Origin of the sequence: Streptomyces sp. TLI_185 (assembly GCF_003814765.1) — a bacterium.
Lineage (GTDB): Bacteria > Actinomycetota > Actinomycetes > Streptomycetales > Streptomycetaceae > Streptomyces.
Genome location: NZ_RKRB01000002.1, coordinates 1 through 15534, shown reverse-complemented (window position 1 = coordinate 15534; position 15534 = coordinate 1). Strand labels below are relative to the sequence as shown.

Annotated in this window: 15 protein-coding genes and 1 pseudogene; 10 read left to right on the top strand and 6 right to left on the bottom strand. The window is 68.3% G+C overall.

Translation table 11 applies throughout. The annotated features are described in order from the left end of the window. The first annotated feature begins 34 nt into the window (after nucleotides 1-34). The 3 genes from EDD92_RS48585 to EDD92_RS48575 are packed head-to-tail and all read left to right on the top strand — an operon-like array spanning nucleotide 35 to nucleotide 3026. On the top strand, nucleotides 35-1132 hold the full coding sequence (locus EDD92_RS48585) for a bifunctional DNA primase/polymerase (protein WP_123970908.1): 1098 nt from the start codon (nucleotides 35-37) through the stop codon (nucleotides 1130-1132). Further along, a complete protein-coding gene (locus tag EDD92_RS48580; protein WP_123970907.1) occupies nucleotides 1129-2628 on the top strand; it encodes a phage/plasmid primase, P4 family in 1500 nt (499 codons plus the stop codon). The genes EDD92_RS48585 and EDD92_RS48580 overlap by 4 nt, the downstream gene beginning before the upstream one ends. Continuing rightward, nucleotides 2625-3026 (top strand): DUF6009 family protein, encoded by a 402-nt coding sequence (locus tag EDD92_RS48575; RefSeq protein ID WP_123970906.1) that lies wholly within the window; start codon nucleotides 2625-2627, stop codon nucleotides 3024-3026. The genes EDD92_RS48580 and EDD92_RS48575 overlap by 4 nt, the downstream gene beginning before the upstream one ends. Nucleotides 3027-3200: 174 nt before the next feature. On the opposite strand, the gene EDD92_RS48570 is transcribed toward EDD92_RS48575, so the two are convergent. Then, complete coding sequence (locus tag EDD92_RS48570; protein ID WP_123970905.1) at nucleotides 3201-3779, bottom strand: TetR/AcrR family transcriptional regulator; 579 nt, start codon at nucleotides 3777-3779, stop codon at nucleotides 3201-3203. A 91-nt stretch (nucleotides 3780-3870) separates the two neighbouring features. Between EDD92_RS48570 and EDD92_RS48565 the strand changes: the two genes are divergently transcribed. Next, entirely contained in the window at nucleotides 3871-4317 is a 447-nt protein-coding gene (locus EDD92_RS48565; protein WP_123970904.1) for a DUF1772 domain-containing protein, read from the top strand. A 678-nt stretch (nucleotides 4318-4995) separates the two neighbouring features. On the opposite strand, the gene EDD92_RS48555 is transcribed toward EDD92_RS48565, so the two are convergent. Beyond that, a complete protein-coding gene (locus tag EDD92_RS48555) occupies nucleotides 4996-5220 on the bottom strand; it encodes a hypothetical protein (protein ID WP_123970902.1) in 225 nt (74 codons plus the stop codon). A gap of 469 nt (nucleotides 5221-5689) precedes the next feature. Between EDD92_RS48555 and EDD92_RS48550 the strand changes: the two genes are divergently transcribed. Then, the gene (locus tag EDD92_RS48550; RefSeq protein ID WP_123970901.1) at nucleotides 5690-6088 is read left to right on the top strand and encodes a hypothetical protein; all 399 of its coding nucleotides are present in this window, start codon (nucleotides 5690-5692) and stop codon (nucleotides 6086-6088) included. A 70-nt stretch (nucleotides 6089-6158) separates the two neighbouring features. Here the strand turns inward: EDD92_RS48550 and istB are convergent, their stop codons facing one another. Further along, a complete protein-coding gene (gene istB, locus EDD92_RS48545; RefSeq protein ID WP_123970900.1) occupies nucleotides 6159-6950 on the bottom strand; it encodes an IS21-like element helper ATPase IstB in 792 nt (263 codons plus the stop codon). Beyond that, a pseudogene (gene istA, locus EDD92_RS48540) lies at nucleotides 6947-8603 on the bottom strand (IS21 family transposase). Before istA ends, istB begins: the two are co-directional and overlap by 4 nt. 98 nt (nucleotides 8604-8701) lie before the next feature. On the opposite strand from istA, the gene EDD92_RS48535 reads away from it, so the two are divergent. Continuing rightward, complete coding sequence (locus EDD92_RS48535) at nucleotides 8702-9403, top strand: site-specific integrase (RefSeq protein WP_260327403.1); 702 nt, start codon at nucleotides 8702-8704, stop codon at nucleotides 9401-9403. A gap of 286 nt (nucleotides 9404-9689) precedes the next feature. After that, the gene (locus EDD92_RS48530) at nucleotides 9690-10991 is read left to right on the top strand and encodes an MFS transporter (RefSeq protein WP_260327402.1); all 1302 of its coding nucleotides are present in this window, start codon (nucleotides 9690-9692) and stop codon (nucleotides 10989-10991) included. Between the two features lie 83 nt (nucleotides 10992-11074). Here the strand turns inward: EDD92_RS48530 and EDD92_RS50375 are convergent, their stop codons facing one another. Further along, nucleotides 11075-11215, bottom strand: a complete 141-nt coding sequence (locus EDD92_RS50375) for a hypothetical protein (RefSeq protein ID WP_185124521.1) — start codon at nucleotides 11213-11215, stop codon at nucleotides 11075-11077. Nucleotides 11216-11826: 611 nt separating this feature from the next. Here EDD92_RS50375 and EDD92_RS48525 point away from each other — a divergent pair. Then, the gene (locus EDD92_RS48525; RefSeq protein WP_185124520.1) at nucleotides 11827-12408 is read left to right on the top strand and encodes a helix-turn-helix transcriptional regulator; all 582 of its coding nucleotides are present in this window, start codon (nucleotides 11827-11829) and stop codon (nucleotides 12406-12408) included. Beyond that, nucleotides 12405-12695 (top strand): hypothetical protein, encoded by a 291-nt coding sequence (locus tag EDD92_RS48520; protein WP_260327439.1) that lies wholly within the window; start codon nucleotides 12405-12407, stop codon nucleotides 12693-12695. Before EDD92_RS48525 ends, EDD92_RS48520 begins: the two co-directional genes overlap by 4 nt. Before the next feature lie 337 nt (nucleotides 12696-13032). On the opposite strand, the gene EDD92_RS48515 is transcribed toward EDD92_RS48520, so the two are convergent. Next, nucleotides 13033-13230, bottom strand: a complete 198-nt coding sequence (locus EDD92_RS48515) for a hypothetical protein (RefSeq protein WP_123970896.1) — start codon at nucleotides 13228-13230, stop codon at nucleotides 13033-13035. A gap of 115 nt (nucleotides 13231-13345) precedes the next feature. Here EDD92_RS48515 and EDD92_RS48510 point away from each other — a divergent pair. After that, the coding region (locus EDD92_RS48510; protein ID WP_123970895.1) for a sel1 repeat family protein at nucleotides 13346-15534 on the top strand (2189 nt) is incomplete at its 3' end.

Below are 15534 nucleotides of genomic sequence, written 5' to 3'. Positions count from 1 at the left end.
GCTCAGTCGCTTCGGTCGCTGGTGGGGGGTGCGCATGGCCTCTGAGCTGCACAACTCACGTAGCTACTCAACGCTTTCCGCTTCGGTCGCGGGCCCGTTGGCAACGGCTCGGTGGTGTGCGGGCCGGGGTTGGCCCGTTCATCCGCTGTCTCCGGGGCGCAAGACGCCCGCGGGCAACTGCGAGGACTGCCGCAGCCCCGGGCACGACCACAGGGGATGCGTCTGTCCGGCCGCCGGTCGCTGGTGTCACGGCTTCCACGCCGCCACCCTCGACTTCGCCCGCATCGAGCAGTGGTGGGGCGCCCACCCGGGCTTCGGTGTCGGGGTCGCCTGCGGCCCCGCGGGCCTGCTGGTCGTCGACATCGACGCGCACGAACGGCAACTGCCCGGACGGGACCGCCTGTTACCGGGCATCGGGATCTCCGACGGCATCGACCTGACCGGGCTGGTCAGCGGCTTTCACACGATCGCCGTGCTGGCCGCCCTGCGCGGCGTCCCCAGCCCCGCCGACGACGAGACGACCCTGCGCGTGAGGACCCCCTCGGGCGGTCTGCACGTCTGGTACCGGGCACACACCGGGCACCGGTGGCAGTGTTCCACCGGGTCAGGTGGCCGCGCCCTCGCCTGGCAGGTCGACATACGGGCGCACGGCGGGTACATCGTCGCCCCCGGCACCGTGACCGACGCCGGCGTGTACGAGGCGGTGGGGAGCGCACGGGAACCCGCACCGCTGCCCGACTGGCTGGCCCGCGAGCTGGAGCGCACCGGGCACCTGCCGCCCGCGCACGAGCCCGCACCGAGGCCGGTCCCGCCGCGGGCCAGGCAGGCCGTCCTCGCCGCGGGCGGCGGCCGCGCAGCCGGTGGCCGCCTCCTGGGCGCGCTGCTGGCAGAGGTGGCCGCCTGTGCCGCCGTAGCCGAAGGAGCAGCGTTCTCCGAGAAGCTGAACCGTGCCGCCTACACCGCCGGCGGGCTCGTGGCCGGCGGCCAGCTTGCGGCGGACGAGGCCGAACGCCTCCTCCGGGAGGCCGCCGAGCATGCCCGCCCGGGGCAGGAACGGCGCTGCGAGGCCATCATCCGCAGCGGTCTGAGCGCCGGCCGAACGCGCCCGCTCATCCCGGGAGGCCGCGCATGACGTCCTTCCGGGACGACACCCTCTTCGACGCCCAGGCCGTCGCCGCGCAGATCCTTGCCCGCCCCGTGCCGCACCCCCGCTCCGACGAGGACGCCCCCGCGCAGGGAGAGGCCACGGCCGACGGACTGCTGCCCGACACCCTCAGCGACCGCGGCAACGCCAAACTGTTCGTCAAGCTCTACTCCAACGACTACCGGCACGTGCCCGGCCTCGGCTGGTTCCGCTGGGACAGCACCCGCTGGCAGGTCGACGAGGACGACACGGTGATGTGGGCCGCAGGCGACCTCGCGGAGTCCCTGGCGAGCACCGACCCGCGCGGCGTGTTCACCTCGGCCGCGCTGCAGCAGCACCGCCGCCGGGCGCTCAGCACCAGCGGCATGAACGCGATGCTCACGCAGGCCAGATCCGCGCCTGGCATGGTGCTCAACGCGGCCCGGCTGGACGCCGACCCGTACGCGCTGTGCACGCCCGCCGGCATCGTCGACCTGCGCACCGGGCTGATCCGTACGCCCGACCCGAACAAGGACTTCCACTCCCGCTCCACCACCGCGGCCCCGGAGCAGAGGCCCACCCCGCGCTGGGACCGCTTCCTCAGCGACACCTTCGGCGACGGACCCGAGGGCGCGGAGATGATCGACTTCCTGCATCTGCTGCTCGGCTACTCCATCACCGGGGACGTCGGCGCCCAGGTGATGCCGTTCCTGTTCGGCTCCGGCAAGAACGGCAAGTCGGTACTGCTGGACGTCCTGATGAAGCTGGTGGGGGACTACGCCGATGCCGCGCCGCCCGGCTTCCTGATGGCCCGCCCTTACGAGGGCCACCCCACCGACCTGGCCGAACTGCACGGCCGGCGCGTCATCGTGTGCAGCGAGGTCAAACCCGGGGACCGCTTCGACGAGGCGCGGGTGAAGCTGCTGACAGGCGGCGACCGCATCAAGGCGCGCCGCATGCGGCAGGACTTCTTCAGCTTCCAACCCACCCACAAACTCTGGCTGCTGGGCAATCACCGTCCCGAAGTCGGCACGGGCGGCTTCGCGTTCTGGCGGCGGATGCGGCTGATCCCGTTCGAGCGGGTCGTCCCCGACGACCGCAAGATCGACAACCTGGCCGACATCCTTGTCACCGAGGAGGGCCCCGGCATTCTCAACTGGCTGATCCTGGGCGCGCGTCGCTACCTCACCGGCGAGAAGGACCTCACCGGACCCGAACGCGTGCGGATCGCCACGACGGCGTATGCGGAGACCGAGGACCACACCGGGCGATTCCTCGCCGAGTCCTGCCGACTGGACGGTGACCTCAGAGCAGAACAGGCACAGCTCTACGCGGCCTACAAGGCGTGGTGCCAGAATGAGGGCGCCCCGGCCATCTCGTCACGCGCCTTCGCGGCCCGGGTCCGCGAAGTGGTAGGACTGGCGTCGCCCAAGGAGATGATCCTGTCCAACCAGCGCAAGTACTACCCGGGCATCGGACTGGTCGCCGACGAGGAGGCACAATGAGCGCCCTCATCGCCGAGGACGAACTCGCCCATGAGGACGACTTCGTCTGGCTCGAGGACATCAGCACGCTCGACTACGTACGCCAGAGCCTGGACCGGCTGCCCACGCGCCGCGGCAAGCCCGCCTACCACCGCGACGGACGCATGGTCGGCTACGCGCTCCTGGGCCCCGGCGCCAAACCGTCCCGCTCCTCGGGCACCTTCCGCCGCCGGGTGTTCTGGCTGCTGCCCCACGACCGCGACACCGACCCACAGGGCCTGTACGCGACCGGGGCGCCCGCCGAGGCGGTGGACCCGCGGACCCTGGCGCCCGGCAGCAAGGGATGCAAGACCGAGCGGTCGGAGGGCGGGCCGCCGTCCTCGGCGATGCGGGAGCTGGGAATCACGCTGCCGCTCTAGGGCGCGTATCGGGTCGTGATCAATGATCATCGCAGCCTGCGGGGCGGGTGCCCCGTCGGGGGTACGGCGGGGCCCGGCGATCTGCGGCTGCGCCGCGAGGGCGCGAGCGACCGGAAGCGATGCCGCAGGCAGGCAGCGGCGGGGCTCGGGGACCTCGCCGTGCCCGCCGGTGTGTCAGGCCATGGCGAGCCGGTCCACCAGCAGCTGCACCCTGCGCTCGGTGTACGCCGGAGGCAGTCGTCCTTCCCGGGTCAAGGTCGCGAGACCGTGCAGGGATGCCCAGAACGTCTCGGTGAACAGGCCCGGGTCGACGCCGTCCCCGGCGACCTCGCCGAGGGTCTCAAGGAGTGCGGCAAAGGCGTCCTTGAGAGGTGCCGGGGTGTCCTCCTGGGCGTATGCGAGGCCGCCGTCGAGCTGGAACAGGGCGTCGTAGACCGCCGGGTTACGTGCGGCGAAGTCGAGGTAGGCACGGGCCAGGGCGGCGACCCGCTCGCGTGAGCCGTCCGCGGCGGCGGTCGCGGCCCGGATCGCCACGGCCATCTCGGAAGCGCCCTGGAGGGCGACGGCGCCGATGATCTCGCGTTTGCCGCGGAAGTGGCTGTAGAGGACCGGCTGACTGTATTCGATGCGCTCGGCGAGCCGGCGGGTGGTGACCGCGTCCCAGCCCTGCTGCTCGGCGAGTTCGCGGGCCGTCGCCACGATGAGGCGCTCGCGCTCCGCCCGTTCCCGCTGCTTGCGTTCCTGTACCGGCATGGTTCGATCCTAGCACCGCTAGACAATCGAGCGACAGCAGTACTAGCGTTGCCTTATCGGCTAGCAACACTAGATCCCAGGAAGGGTCATCATGCTCAACGCACTCCAGGTCGTCACCACCGTGGTCGTCGGCGTGATGGTGGGGGTCGAGTTCGCCGTCCCCTTCTTCATCAACCCGATCCTCAACGCACTCCCCGACGACAGCAACCAACTCGGCCGCGCCCACGGAGGCCAGAGGGGCGGCGCCGTGATGCCGTTCTGGTACATCACCTCGCTCCTCCTCGTCGCGGTCTGGGCCATCGCCGGATGGCACCACCACGGCACCAGCCTCGTCGTCACCGCCGGCGCGCTGCTGATCCTCAGCGTGATCATGTCGATCCTGCTGCTCGTCCCGATCAACAACCGGGTCAAGACGTGGACCCCCGAGAACCGGCCCGCCGACTGGAAGCAGCAGATAAACCGCTGGGACCGCTTCCACTACGTCCGCGTCGCCGTCATCATCGCCGCCTACGCCCTGCTGGCCGCCGCCCTCGCCTGAGCCCGCGGACCGACACCGCACCGGTGGCGCACGATCCCCAATCCCCGGGCGGCAGCGGGCCACCGAAAACCGAGTCCGTCGTGGGGGATCTCCGAGTGACGGCGCGGTCGGTGCGGCGTTGGCGGCGGGTGTGGGAGCAGGGCGGCGCGGAGGCGTTGCGCTCGACGGGACCGGCGTCGGTGGAACGGCAGGAGCGGCAATGAGCGAGGTCTACGCGGTCCGCGTCACGGACGCCTTGCGCGACGAGGCGCCCCACATCCGGACCCATGACGGCCGCAAGCTCACGCCACGGTAGGCAGCTGATCTTCGACCGACCAGGCGACGCAGCACCTGTTACAAGTTTCTCTACATCATCAAGCGCGGGCCGGCCCCTTGGGCCGCAAGCGAGTTACGGACCCGCGGTCGGGGACGGCGCCCCCTCCATCCCGGTGTCGGCCGATCCCCCGCCGGAGGCATCGTTCTGGCCGTGGCCTTCCGTAGTGGCGTGCGCGGGGAGCTTCCATCCCGTCCACCACCGACCCAGGCAGAGCCGAGCAGACGCGGCCATGGCGTCCAGGTGGAGCGCGCCACTGTACGAACGACCTGGACGCCATGAACCACGCCCGCTCCACGGTGTGTGGGTCGACGGCGGATGGGATGGAAGCGGGGGAGAGTGGTGGGTTGAGGGGATCGTTCGACCTAGATCGTCGGGTAACCGAGCACGTCGCCGTTCGGGCAGTTGTTGGAGTGGACGGGGACGAAGTCAGTCAGAATCGGCAGCACCGACACCTCTGCCCCTTCCAGCCCACAGACGGATCCCGGCGCGAAGGTCCAGTGGGGGGTCGACTCGTTCTCCGCATGAGCAGGAACTGCCATGGCGAGAGCAGCCACGGCCAGCGTGGCGGTCATGATGATCTTTCGCATGCTCGCTCCAACGACCATGACAATCACCAGACACGGCTCACCATGGGCGTGTCCCCCACGTGCCCGAATCCGCGAGCACCAACGTGGAACAGCGGGGAGTCACAGGAACAGCTCCACTTAGCCGCAGGTCAAAAGGCTCCCAGCTCAGCAGCGATCCGCGTACGCGATCTTCCAAACTGGGGCTCTCACCCAACACCGTTCTCCTGCCCTCCGGATACCTTGAGCCGCATGGACGCTGCACAGCATCAGACGGGCCCGCTGTCAGACGAAGAGTTTCAGCAGTTCACCAACCTGCTGCGCCGCTACCTGCACTACGAACTGGATCAGTGGGTGGCTTCGTAGGTGGAAACGGACACCACTTGTCGGTGAGTTTCGACAGCAGTAGCTGCCTTGGGCTGTGTGAAATGTCGGTGAGATCTGACACCACCTGGCCTGGGGTGAGGTCCGGTGTCTGGTCGAGCCGTAAACGATGGACCTCAGCGCCTGCGTGATCGATGATCGGACAGTGAAGAGAGTCATCGATCTTGATCAAGCGGTCGTCGAAATTGCAGAGCGTCGACGTGGGTGGGAGTCCGCAGGATTGGCTGTCGGGCCTGTCAGTTGGCGTGACGAAGCAGCTTCTTGGCCTCAGCAGCTTGAGACGGACCGCTCGCGAGTGGAGGACCCCGATTCAATCGGCGTCCGTATCACGGGGCTGGCAGAGGCCGAGCTTTGTGTGGTGCTGTTCCGCGGTGGCTGGGCCGACGTCGACTTCATCGCGAGCATCGATGATGCCGGTGTGCTCCCTGCCCGGGATGTGGGTTCACCGCAAGCCTTCGGGAACCTCCTTGACCGTTGCGTGTCCAGGGTGTTCGGTCCATCCCAGTAGCGGCTTCCCCGGTGTCGTGATGGTGGCCATCGGCCGGCCCGCGGCACCTGTCGAAGAAGGCCCGCTGCCGTCAGTCAGCAGTCTGTTGGGCCCTGGCTCGGGTCTGGGCGAGGCGGAAGGAATCAGTGCCGGTCTCGATGATGTTCCCGCCGAAGGTGAGCCGATCGACGATGGCCGCGCAGAGCCGGGGATCGGTAAATGTTTTGGTCCACCCTCCAAAACTTTCGTTGGAGGCGATGGCGACGCTGTTCTTTTCCTCCCGTTCGGTTAGAACTTGGAACAGCAACTCGGCGCCACGTTTGTCGAGTTCCATGTATCCCAGCTCGTCGATCGCGAGGAGATCGACGCGTCCGTAGCGGGCGATTGTCTTCGTCAGGACCTTCTCGTCGGCGGCCTCCACCAGCTCGTTGACCAGCTTGGTGGCCAGCACGTACTTCACCCGGTAGCCAGCCATCGCGGCTTCGGTGCCCAGCGCGATCAGCAGGTGAGACTTCCCCGTGCCGGAGTCTCCTATGAGACAGAGGGGCAGGCCCTTCTTCACCCATTCGCAGGATGCGAGGGTGTGGATCACGGCCGGGTCGATGTTCGGGTTGGCGTCGAAATCGAATTGCCGCAGAGACTTTTCCCGGGGAAAAGAGGCGGCCTTGATCCGGCGCTCGGAACGTCGGCGGGCCCGGTCGTCGCACTCGGCCAGCAGCAGCTCCGCGAGGAACCCCCGATAGGTCATCTGGCCCTTGGCCGCATCCTCGGCGATGTCGGCGAACTGGCCTCGGATCGTGGGCAGTCGCAGGGCCTTGCAGGATGCTTCGATGGCCGCGTCGGCGGCCTGCTCGGTCAGCCCGCGGTGGCGTTTGACGGTCACGGCTCTTCTCCCTCGGGGTTGGGCCGGCCGCCCGGCCGGCGTCGTCGCAGTAACTGGTCGTAGACGGCCACCGAGGGCAGCGGCCGGGTGTCCGGCGGCAGGTGCGCCAGTCTCCGCTCGGTCAGCGAGGTGACCTTCGGATGCCCGAACCGGTCGGACTCCGGCCCTTCCGGCAGCACGGTCGGGGCCGTGGTGTCGTCGGCCTCCGCTGCTTTGCGGGCCTCCAGCGCGACCGCGTCCGAGGTCATCGCTCCCGCCCGCAGCGCCGCGGCGAGTCCGGCGACCAAGTGCTCGTGCGGCATGTGGCGGCCCAGCAGCAGGACCTCGATCAGCGCCCGGGTTCCGTCTCGGTCGCCGTGGGCCTTGCAGGCCGCTGCCCACCAGGCGTCGTGGACCGGGGTGAACTTCCCCGCCGAGCGGGCCTGTTCCAGCGCGGTCGAGCCGGGCAGGGCCCCCGGTTTGCGGACCAGTGCCTCCAGATAATGGTCCAGCACCAGACGCGACCCGGCCTTGGTCATCAGCCGTTCGTGCCGGGCGACTTCGACGCCGTCGTCGTAGACCACCAGCTCGGAGGCGTGCAGCATCACGCGCACCCGTCTTCCGATCAGCCGCACCGGCACCGAGTAGTGGTTCGTGCGGACGCTGATCTGGCCGTAGCGGTCCACTCGCAGTGCGAACAGCCGGCCGGTCTCGAACGGTTCGGCCGGCAACGGCTTCAGCAAAGGCTGTTCCGCGGCGAAGTACTCGCCGATGGTCCGCGGTCGGGAGCGGATCCGCCGGGCGTCGTCCTCCTCGTCCCAGCGGTCGACCATCGCGTTCAGTTCGGCCAGCGAGTCGACCTCGGGAACGGGGACGAAGTGATTGCGGCGGAAGTAGCCGATCTGCCCCTCCACCCCGCCCTTCTCGTGGGCTCCCTCGATGCCGGGACGGCAGTAGAAGACCTCGATGCCGAAGTGCGAGCGGAACGCGATCCACCGTTCGGTCTCCACTCGGGCCCGGTTGAAGCCCAGCACTTGGGCGACGGCCGAGTTGAGGTTGTCGTAGCGGACCTTGCCGGTCGGCACCCCCGCCGAGCACGCTGAGAGCGTGGACGTGTCCCTCGAAGAACGCCTCCTGGCCGCCGGAGGCGGACACCCGGTGCACCGCCTTGCCGGAGTACGACAGGCGGAACGAGAACAGGCTGCACTTGACCTGATCACCGGCCAGACGGATCGTCACGTCCCCGAAGTCGACCTCCGCTTCGGCTCCCGGCCGGTGGGACTGCGGCACGAAGGCCTTCGCAATGCCCCGGCCCGCCGCGATCCGTATCTCCTCGCGACGTTCCGCAACATAGGCGCGGACGATCCCGTAGGTGATGTCGGCAGCGTCGTGTTCGGCAACCAGCCGGTCGAAGATCCGCTTGGCGGTGTGCTGCTGTTTCCGCGGCGCGGTGAGATCCGCCCGCAGCATCTCATCGACCAGCCCTTTGTAAGGGTCCAGCCGTGTCCTGCGCGGCGGAGGCTTCTTGCGAGGCTCCGGCCAGACCGAGGTCAGAGCCTTGCGAACCGTGCGGAAGCCCACCCCGTACTTGTTCTGCAGGGCCCGGTTCGACAGCCCGGCCCGGGAATCACGACGGATCGCCGCGTACAGATCGACTTTGGACTTCGGCGGCATCCGTGCCCCCTCACCACGCGGTGCACTTTGATGCTCCCACCGCAAGCACCCAGGTGGTGTCCAAACTCATCGATACCGCTTCCCGATGAGAGCGGGCGGTGTCATCTCTAACCGACAGGCGGTGTCACTACCCACGCACACAGCCAGCCGCCGTCAAGCGTCTCCTGGACCGCACCCTGGAATGCACCGGCCTGCGGGACCAGGCAGGCGAGCCACTGCTCTACACGCCCCACGACTTCCGCAGGATGTTCGCGACCGAGGCCGTCACCGGTGGCCTGCCCGTTCACATCGCCGCACGCATCCTCGGACACAAGACGCTGACCACCACTCAGGCGTATCTCGCGGTCTTCCAGGACGACCTGATCAGGACGTACCGCGGCTTCCTCGACCGTCGTCGCGCCGCGCGTCCCCAGGAGGAGTACCGGGAGCCCACTCCGCAGGAGTGGCGCGACTTCCAGCAGCACTTCGAACTCCGCAAGGTCTCGCTCGGCACCTGCGGGCGTCCCTACGGAACCCCCTGCAAGCGCGAGCACGCCTGCATCCGCTGCCCAGTCCTCCAGATGGACCCCCGCCAGAAGTCCCGCCTCATCGAGATCATCCAGAACCTCCGTGAACGCATCCGCGAGGCCCGCGCCAACGGCTGGCTCGGAGAGGTCGAGGGACTTCAAGTCAGCTTCGACGCCGCGATGGCCAAACTCAAGAGCCTCAAGAACACCCCCACCGACGGACGCCCTGAACTGGTCGACCTCGGCATGCCCGTCTTCACCGACGACGCACCACCGCCTCAGCCAGATGAGTAGGTGTTCTTATTCCTAGCGCGTTGAAGCACTTCGCTCCGAGATCCAGATGGTCAGCAGATGGATCTCGCCCATTGCGGCGGATCGTCGTTGCGGAGGCCCGGTGCCCGGCGTCACAATGCGTGGAGGTGCCGGGTGGTCATCCCGGCGAAGTGTTGGAGGCGCTGCTTGTGAACACCGCACCGCGGTGCGCCTCGCCATGCGCGCCAGACGCTGACCACTTCGCTTCGCCCACCGGCTGACCTGCTTCATTCACGGTGGGCGCTTCCCCTCATGGGAGACCACCGTAGTGTCCGAAGACTTCGGGACGGTTGATCGCCGTCCTCTGGCAACGGTTCTTGCCGCCAACCTCGTTTCGATTGCAGGGAATTGCCTCACCTACATGGGCGTGCCGTGGTTCGTGCTGCAGAGCACGGGCAGCGCCGCCAAGGCCGGGATCGTCGCGTTCTGCACACTGCTGCCCGCCGTGCTCGCTGCGCTCGTCACCGGTCCGGTCATCGACCAGATGGGCCGACGGCGGGTGAGTGTTGCCTCGGATCTCGCCTGCGGGGTCGCCGTTGCCGCGATCCCGCTTCTGCAGTTCGCCGGCAGCCTGCAGTTCTGGATGCTGTGCGTGCTGATGGCGATGACCGGGCTGTTCCGTGCGCCGGGTGAAACCGCTCGCGGCGTGCTGCTGCCCACGCTCGCCGAACGCGCCGGAATGCCGCTGGCCAGGGCTGCCGGGCTGTACGACGGTGCGGCGCGCTGCGCGGCGCTGACGGCATCCGGTCTCGGAGGCGTGCTGATCGCCGTACTCGGAGCCGAGAACGTCCTGTTGGTGGATGCCGCGACCTTCGCCGTGGCCGCGCCACTGTTCGCGTTCGGAGTGCGCGGCCTGCCCGAGGCGCAGGCCCAAGAACGGGCCGAGCCGGCGTCGCTGCGTGCCTACCGTCGCGAACTCGGGGAAGGGTATCGCTTCGTGGCAGCCACGCCGCTGCTGCTGGGCCTGTGCCTGATGACGCTGGTCACCAGGGGCCTCGACCAGGGGTGGAGCGCCGTGCTCCTGCCCGTGCACGCCCGTGAAGAGCTTGATGGTGCCGTCGATCTCGGCCTGCTGAACGCGGCGTTCGGGATCTGCGCTCTCACGGGGGCGCTGGTCTATGGCGCGGTGGGCAGCCGCTTTCGGCGCTGGCCCGTGTTCACGATCGCCTTTCTCATCGGGGGCCTGCCGCGCTTCGTGGTGGCCGCCTTCACCGACACCTTCACCCCGCTGGCCGTGATCATGGCAGTTGAAGGTCTCGCCTTCGGCGTACTCAACCCCATCATGGCCACGGTGACGTATGAGACGGTGCCGGAGGACCTGCGCAGCCGCGTGCTGAGCGCGACAACGGCCTCGGTCCAGCTGGTCACTCCGCTGGGAGGACTGGCCGCGGGCTTCCTCGTGGACTCAGCCGGCCTGCCCTTCTCGCTGCTGGCGGTTGGCGGTGTGTATCTGCTCGCCACGCTCTGCCCGGTGATCTTCCCGGCCTGGAGGCAGATGGACCGTATCGGTTCTTCCCATGACAGAGCGGAGGGCTTGCTGCCGCAGGGTTCGGGGGTGAAACGGGTGTAGGCACGAGAACACCGTTTCGGCGCTGTTCACGAACATTTGACGTCGGTGCTCCCCGTCGTGCTCAAGCGGGGGGCCCGGCCTTCTTAGTCCGGAAAAGGGCCGCGACGACGGCGGCCGCGCTCGCCGCCGTCCTGTCCGGCGACACCGCCACCGCCGAGGCGTACTTCGTCGACGACCTTGCCGAGGTATACGCGGGCCGCGGTCTGACCGTCGAACTGGTCCACCGCGACCTCGACCGGGACGTCGTCGACCGCTGAACAAGGTGGCCCACTACACGTCGAAGAGCCCGCGCCTTCCAGCGCGGGCTCTTCGACGTGGCGTAAACGAGCTACGCCAAATTTGGCACACGCGCCGTCAAACACGAGTGCCTTGAAGTCTCCTGGCTCCGGAGTGCTTCGCGGTCCACGATGCGAGGGGCGCTAGCGGTGCAACAGGACTGTGGGACGTCTTCGGCCGACTCCGGACGTCTTAGGACAGCGGCGTCCCAATTGCTCAGGTCGGCGCGGTTCATTGACTCGATCGATCGAGTCAATTGCGCTCCCCACTGTGGACACTTGCGGACACTCGTGGACGTCCGTGGACTATGTTGATCTTGAAACCTCGAAAGGGAAGCGACCTCACCAGGGGCTTCCCAGGCGGCGGCGCGAGCGAGTACGCAGAGAGGCCCTTGCCGTTGCGCGCGTGGGTGCTCCATGCTCTGGGTGTCGGCACATTGCCGAGGAGGCCCGTCAACCTCCCCGCCCGCTGAACTCCTGGCTCTGGAGGAAGTTTTGTCAACGCGTCACATGCACCCTCTGCCGCGCTCCCCGCGCTGCTCATGCTCGGGCGGTGCCGCATGAGCGACCGGGTGCGGCTCGCGGGTCGGCTGATCGAAGCTCGACTCAGCGTCAGCCTTTCCATGCACGAGATCGGCGACCTGTCCGGCGTCGACGCTTCGTCGATCAGCCGGTTCGAGGACGCGCAGCGTCTGCCGAGCGAGTCCACTCTTCAGGCGCTCGTGAGCGCACTGCAGGGCGCCGGCGCCGACATCTCGTGGGACCTCATGCGAGAGATCCACGACCGGGCGAGGAAGGAGCCGGAGAAGGAACTCCGGAACAACTTCCGTTCCCTCGGGATGGAGACCGGTGAACCTGACCTGGTGGAGGTCAGGACTGTCCGCGACTACACGGAAGCTCTCCGGGAGCTCCACGTGTGGGCGGGCAAGCCGTCGATGCGTGACCTGGCGCAACGCTCCGATCACCGTGTCAGCAAAAGCACGTTCAGCAAGATGCTGAACGATGACAGGCTCCCGCGGTTCGACATCCTCAATGCCTTCCTGACCGCTTGTGGTTCGCAGTACCGGCAAGCCTGGATCCGGAAATGGCGTCAACTGGCGCGGACCCAGGACCCCACCACGATCGAGCGGTGGACGGCATGAACATTCTCGCCGCCACGGTGCCCAACTTCCTGGGCGGCCTGGCCGTCCTCATCGTGGGCAGTGCCCTCACGTGGGTACTTGCCCGGCGGGCGAATCGGCCGCGCCGGTACACCCTGCTCAACAGTGCAGCCCCAGACGGGAGCCCGATTGTGCACCTCACTACCCGGCGGGCGGGGACCATCATTCGTCGCGACGTAGGGCGAGGACCGGAACGGTTCGAGCTGACCAACGTCCAGCTGCCTGACGGCACGTATGCGGCCGAACCCATCGACCGGTACGTCGTCTGATCCCCCAACAGGGTCAACCTGGCCCCGTCCGTGAATCGCGGACGGGGCCGTGGAGTGACTGGGGCCGAATCCCGCCACACGCCGCTCCGGCCGGGGCCACCATGGCGACGTACGCGGCCGTGGGGAACATCGGTACCGCGGTTGGCGCTGAGAACGATCATGGCCAGGGCGTGAGCGCGCCCACCCGGTTCTTCGCACACCTCGGGCCGTGTGGAGCCCGTACTCACAGTTGAAAGCCGGCGGGTTGGTCTAGGCGGGGCTGTTTTCGGGGGCGTCCGCTCGCATTTCGGGCAGTGCGTCGGCTTCGGTGTTGAGGACCTCCGCCAGTGTCGCCCACTCAGGAGGACAGACCTACGACGGCGTTGGCCACGACGGCGGCGAGGGTGATGACGGCGGCGAAGGTGGTAGCGGCCCGGGTCACGGCCGCGGGGTAGGTGGCCCCGTCCAGGCGTGCGAGTTTGGCCGCACCGGCAGCGGCCAGCAGCGCGATGACCAACACGAGTGTGCTGGTGAGGAGGGTGAAGGCGACGGTCACGGCAGGCTCCCGGTGCTCGGTGAGATGTCGTGGTCGAACTTCTCTAAGAATCTGTTCGCCGTGGTTCGCCGGAGGAAGATGGACACGGCGAACATTGCTGTATGGGGGTGGGCAGGTGGAGGACCAGTGGACCAGCGGCAGTGACACTCCGGCCCTGACCGAGCTGCGGACAAGGCTGAGCGAAGCACTAGCCCGCAACCGGATGAACAAGACGGACCTCTCCAACAGCTCGCACCTGGGGCGCACGACGGTGTCGGAAGCCTTTCAGGCCGACGGGCCGCTGCCCTCGGAGCGGACGTTGACTGCGCTGGCCCGCGTCTTGAAGCTGCCTGCCGAGGAGTTGCTAGCGCTGCGGAGGGAGGCGGCCGACGGCGTACAGCGGCTGGCGCTGGGCCGTTTGATCGTGGAGTGGGACCCGCACGATCTAGAAGTCCATCCCGCCGGACCCGGCGCAACCCTTCCCGGCCACCGTGCATCGGAGGCGGATGCGCTGCCGGGGTACGTGGAGCGTGCGCACGACCTGATGCTGGGCGACGCGGTCCGGGACGCCAGGGCTGGCAGGAGCCGGATGCTGGTTCTGGTCGGTGAGTCCTCGACCGGCAAGACACGGGCGTGCTGGGAGGCGGTGCAAGCACTCGCGGACGACGGCTGGCGGTTGTGGCACCCGTTCGACCCAACCCGCGCCGAGGCCGCTCTCGACGACCTGCGCCGCGTCGCCCCACAGACCGTGGTCTGGCTGAACGAGGCTCAGCACTACTTCGGCGACCGCAAGGTCGGCGAGCGGATCACCGCCGCACTCCATGCCCTGCTCACCACCTCGGAGCGTGGCCCGGTACTGGTGCTGGGCACCCTCTGGCCTGGATACGCCAACCGGTATACGGCCCTGCCCAAGTCAGGGAAGAAGGACCGGTACAGCCGGGTGCGGGAACTCTTAGCCGGCCGCACGGTATGCGTACCGGAGACCTTCGACGCCCAGGCCCTGGCTATGGCTGCGGCCAAAGCACACGGAGGGGACCAACTGCTGGCCGATGCCCTTGCTCGCTCCGGCGTGGACGGGCGGGTGGCCCAGGACCTGGCTGGAGCGCCCGAGCTCCTCAAACGCTACAAACAAGCGACACCCGCGGCCCGAGCGGTGCTGGAGGCGGCCATGGATGCCCGTCGTCTCGGGGTTGGCCTCCACCTGCCTCAGGCATTTCTCACCGCCGCTAGCGCCGACTACCTCAAGGATTCCGAATACGACCAGCTCGCCCGCGTCAAGCGCGGGGGCAGAGGCTGGACCGAAAGGGCATACGCCGAACTCGCCAAAGAGGTCCACGGCAAGCAAGCCCCCCTGCGCAGCACCACTCCCCGGCTCCAGCACCGTTCGCCCACACTGCCCGACAACCCGACCGCGTCAGCCTCAGGGCCGATGCTCCGGCTCGCCGATTACCTGGAGCAACATGGCCGAACCGCCTGCATGGCACTGTGCCCTCCCGCTTCCTTCTGGCACGCAGCCCTCACTCACCTCACTCGCCCCGACGACCTCCATGCTCTTGCCGAGCAAGCCGAGAGGAGGCACCGCCTGCAATGGAGCCATCACCTGCGACACCGCGCCGTCCAGTACGGCAGCACTGCCGCACTGTCCCGTCTGGCTCTGCTGAGGGAGGAGGCCGGTGACTGGGCAGGCGCCCAGGATCTTGCCCGGAGGGCCGTCGAGCTCGGAAGCACCAAGGCACTGCGCAGGCTGGCCATGAGTCGGATGTTCTCGATCTTGGAGGGTCGGGAGAGCGCTGAGGACCTCATGCGGTGGGCCGTCGACCATGGCGACGACAGGGCCATCGACCTGGGACAGCTGGCCTGGATACACAGGTGGCACGGGGACCGGGACGGTGCAGAAAACCTGTACCGGCGGGCCGCCGATCTCGGAAACATCGAGGCCCTGCGCCGTCTGGCCGAGCTGCAGGAGGAGGCCGGGAACCGGGAGAGCGCCGAGGACTTCTTCCGGCGGGCTGCCGACCTCGGAGACACCTACGCCCTGCTCCATCTGGCCCTGTGGCGGGAGTCTGCTGGGGACCGGGCAGGCGCCGAGGACCTCGCCCGGAGGGCAGCGGATCTCGGAAGCACCTACACCCTGTGCCGTCTGGCCGAACTGCGAGACCGGGAGGGCGCGGAAGATCTCTACCGGCGGGCTGCCGACCTCGGAGACACCAGCGCCCTGTGCAATCTGGCCCTGTGGCGCACGGAGGCTGGAGACCGGGAGGGCGCGGAAGATCTCTACGGGCGGGCTGCCGACCTCGGAGACACCAGCGCCCTGAGCAGTCTGGC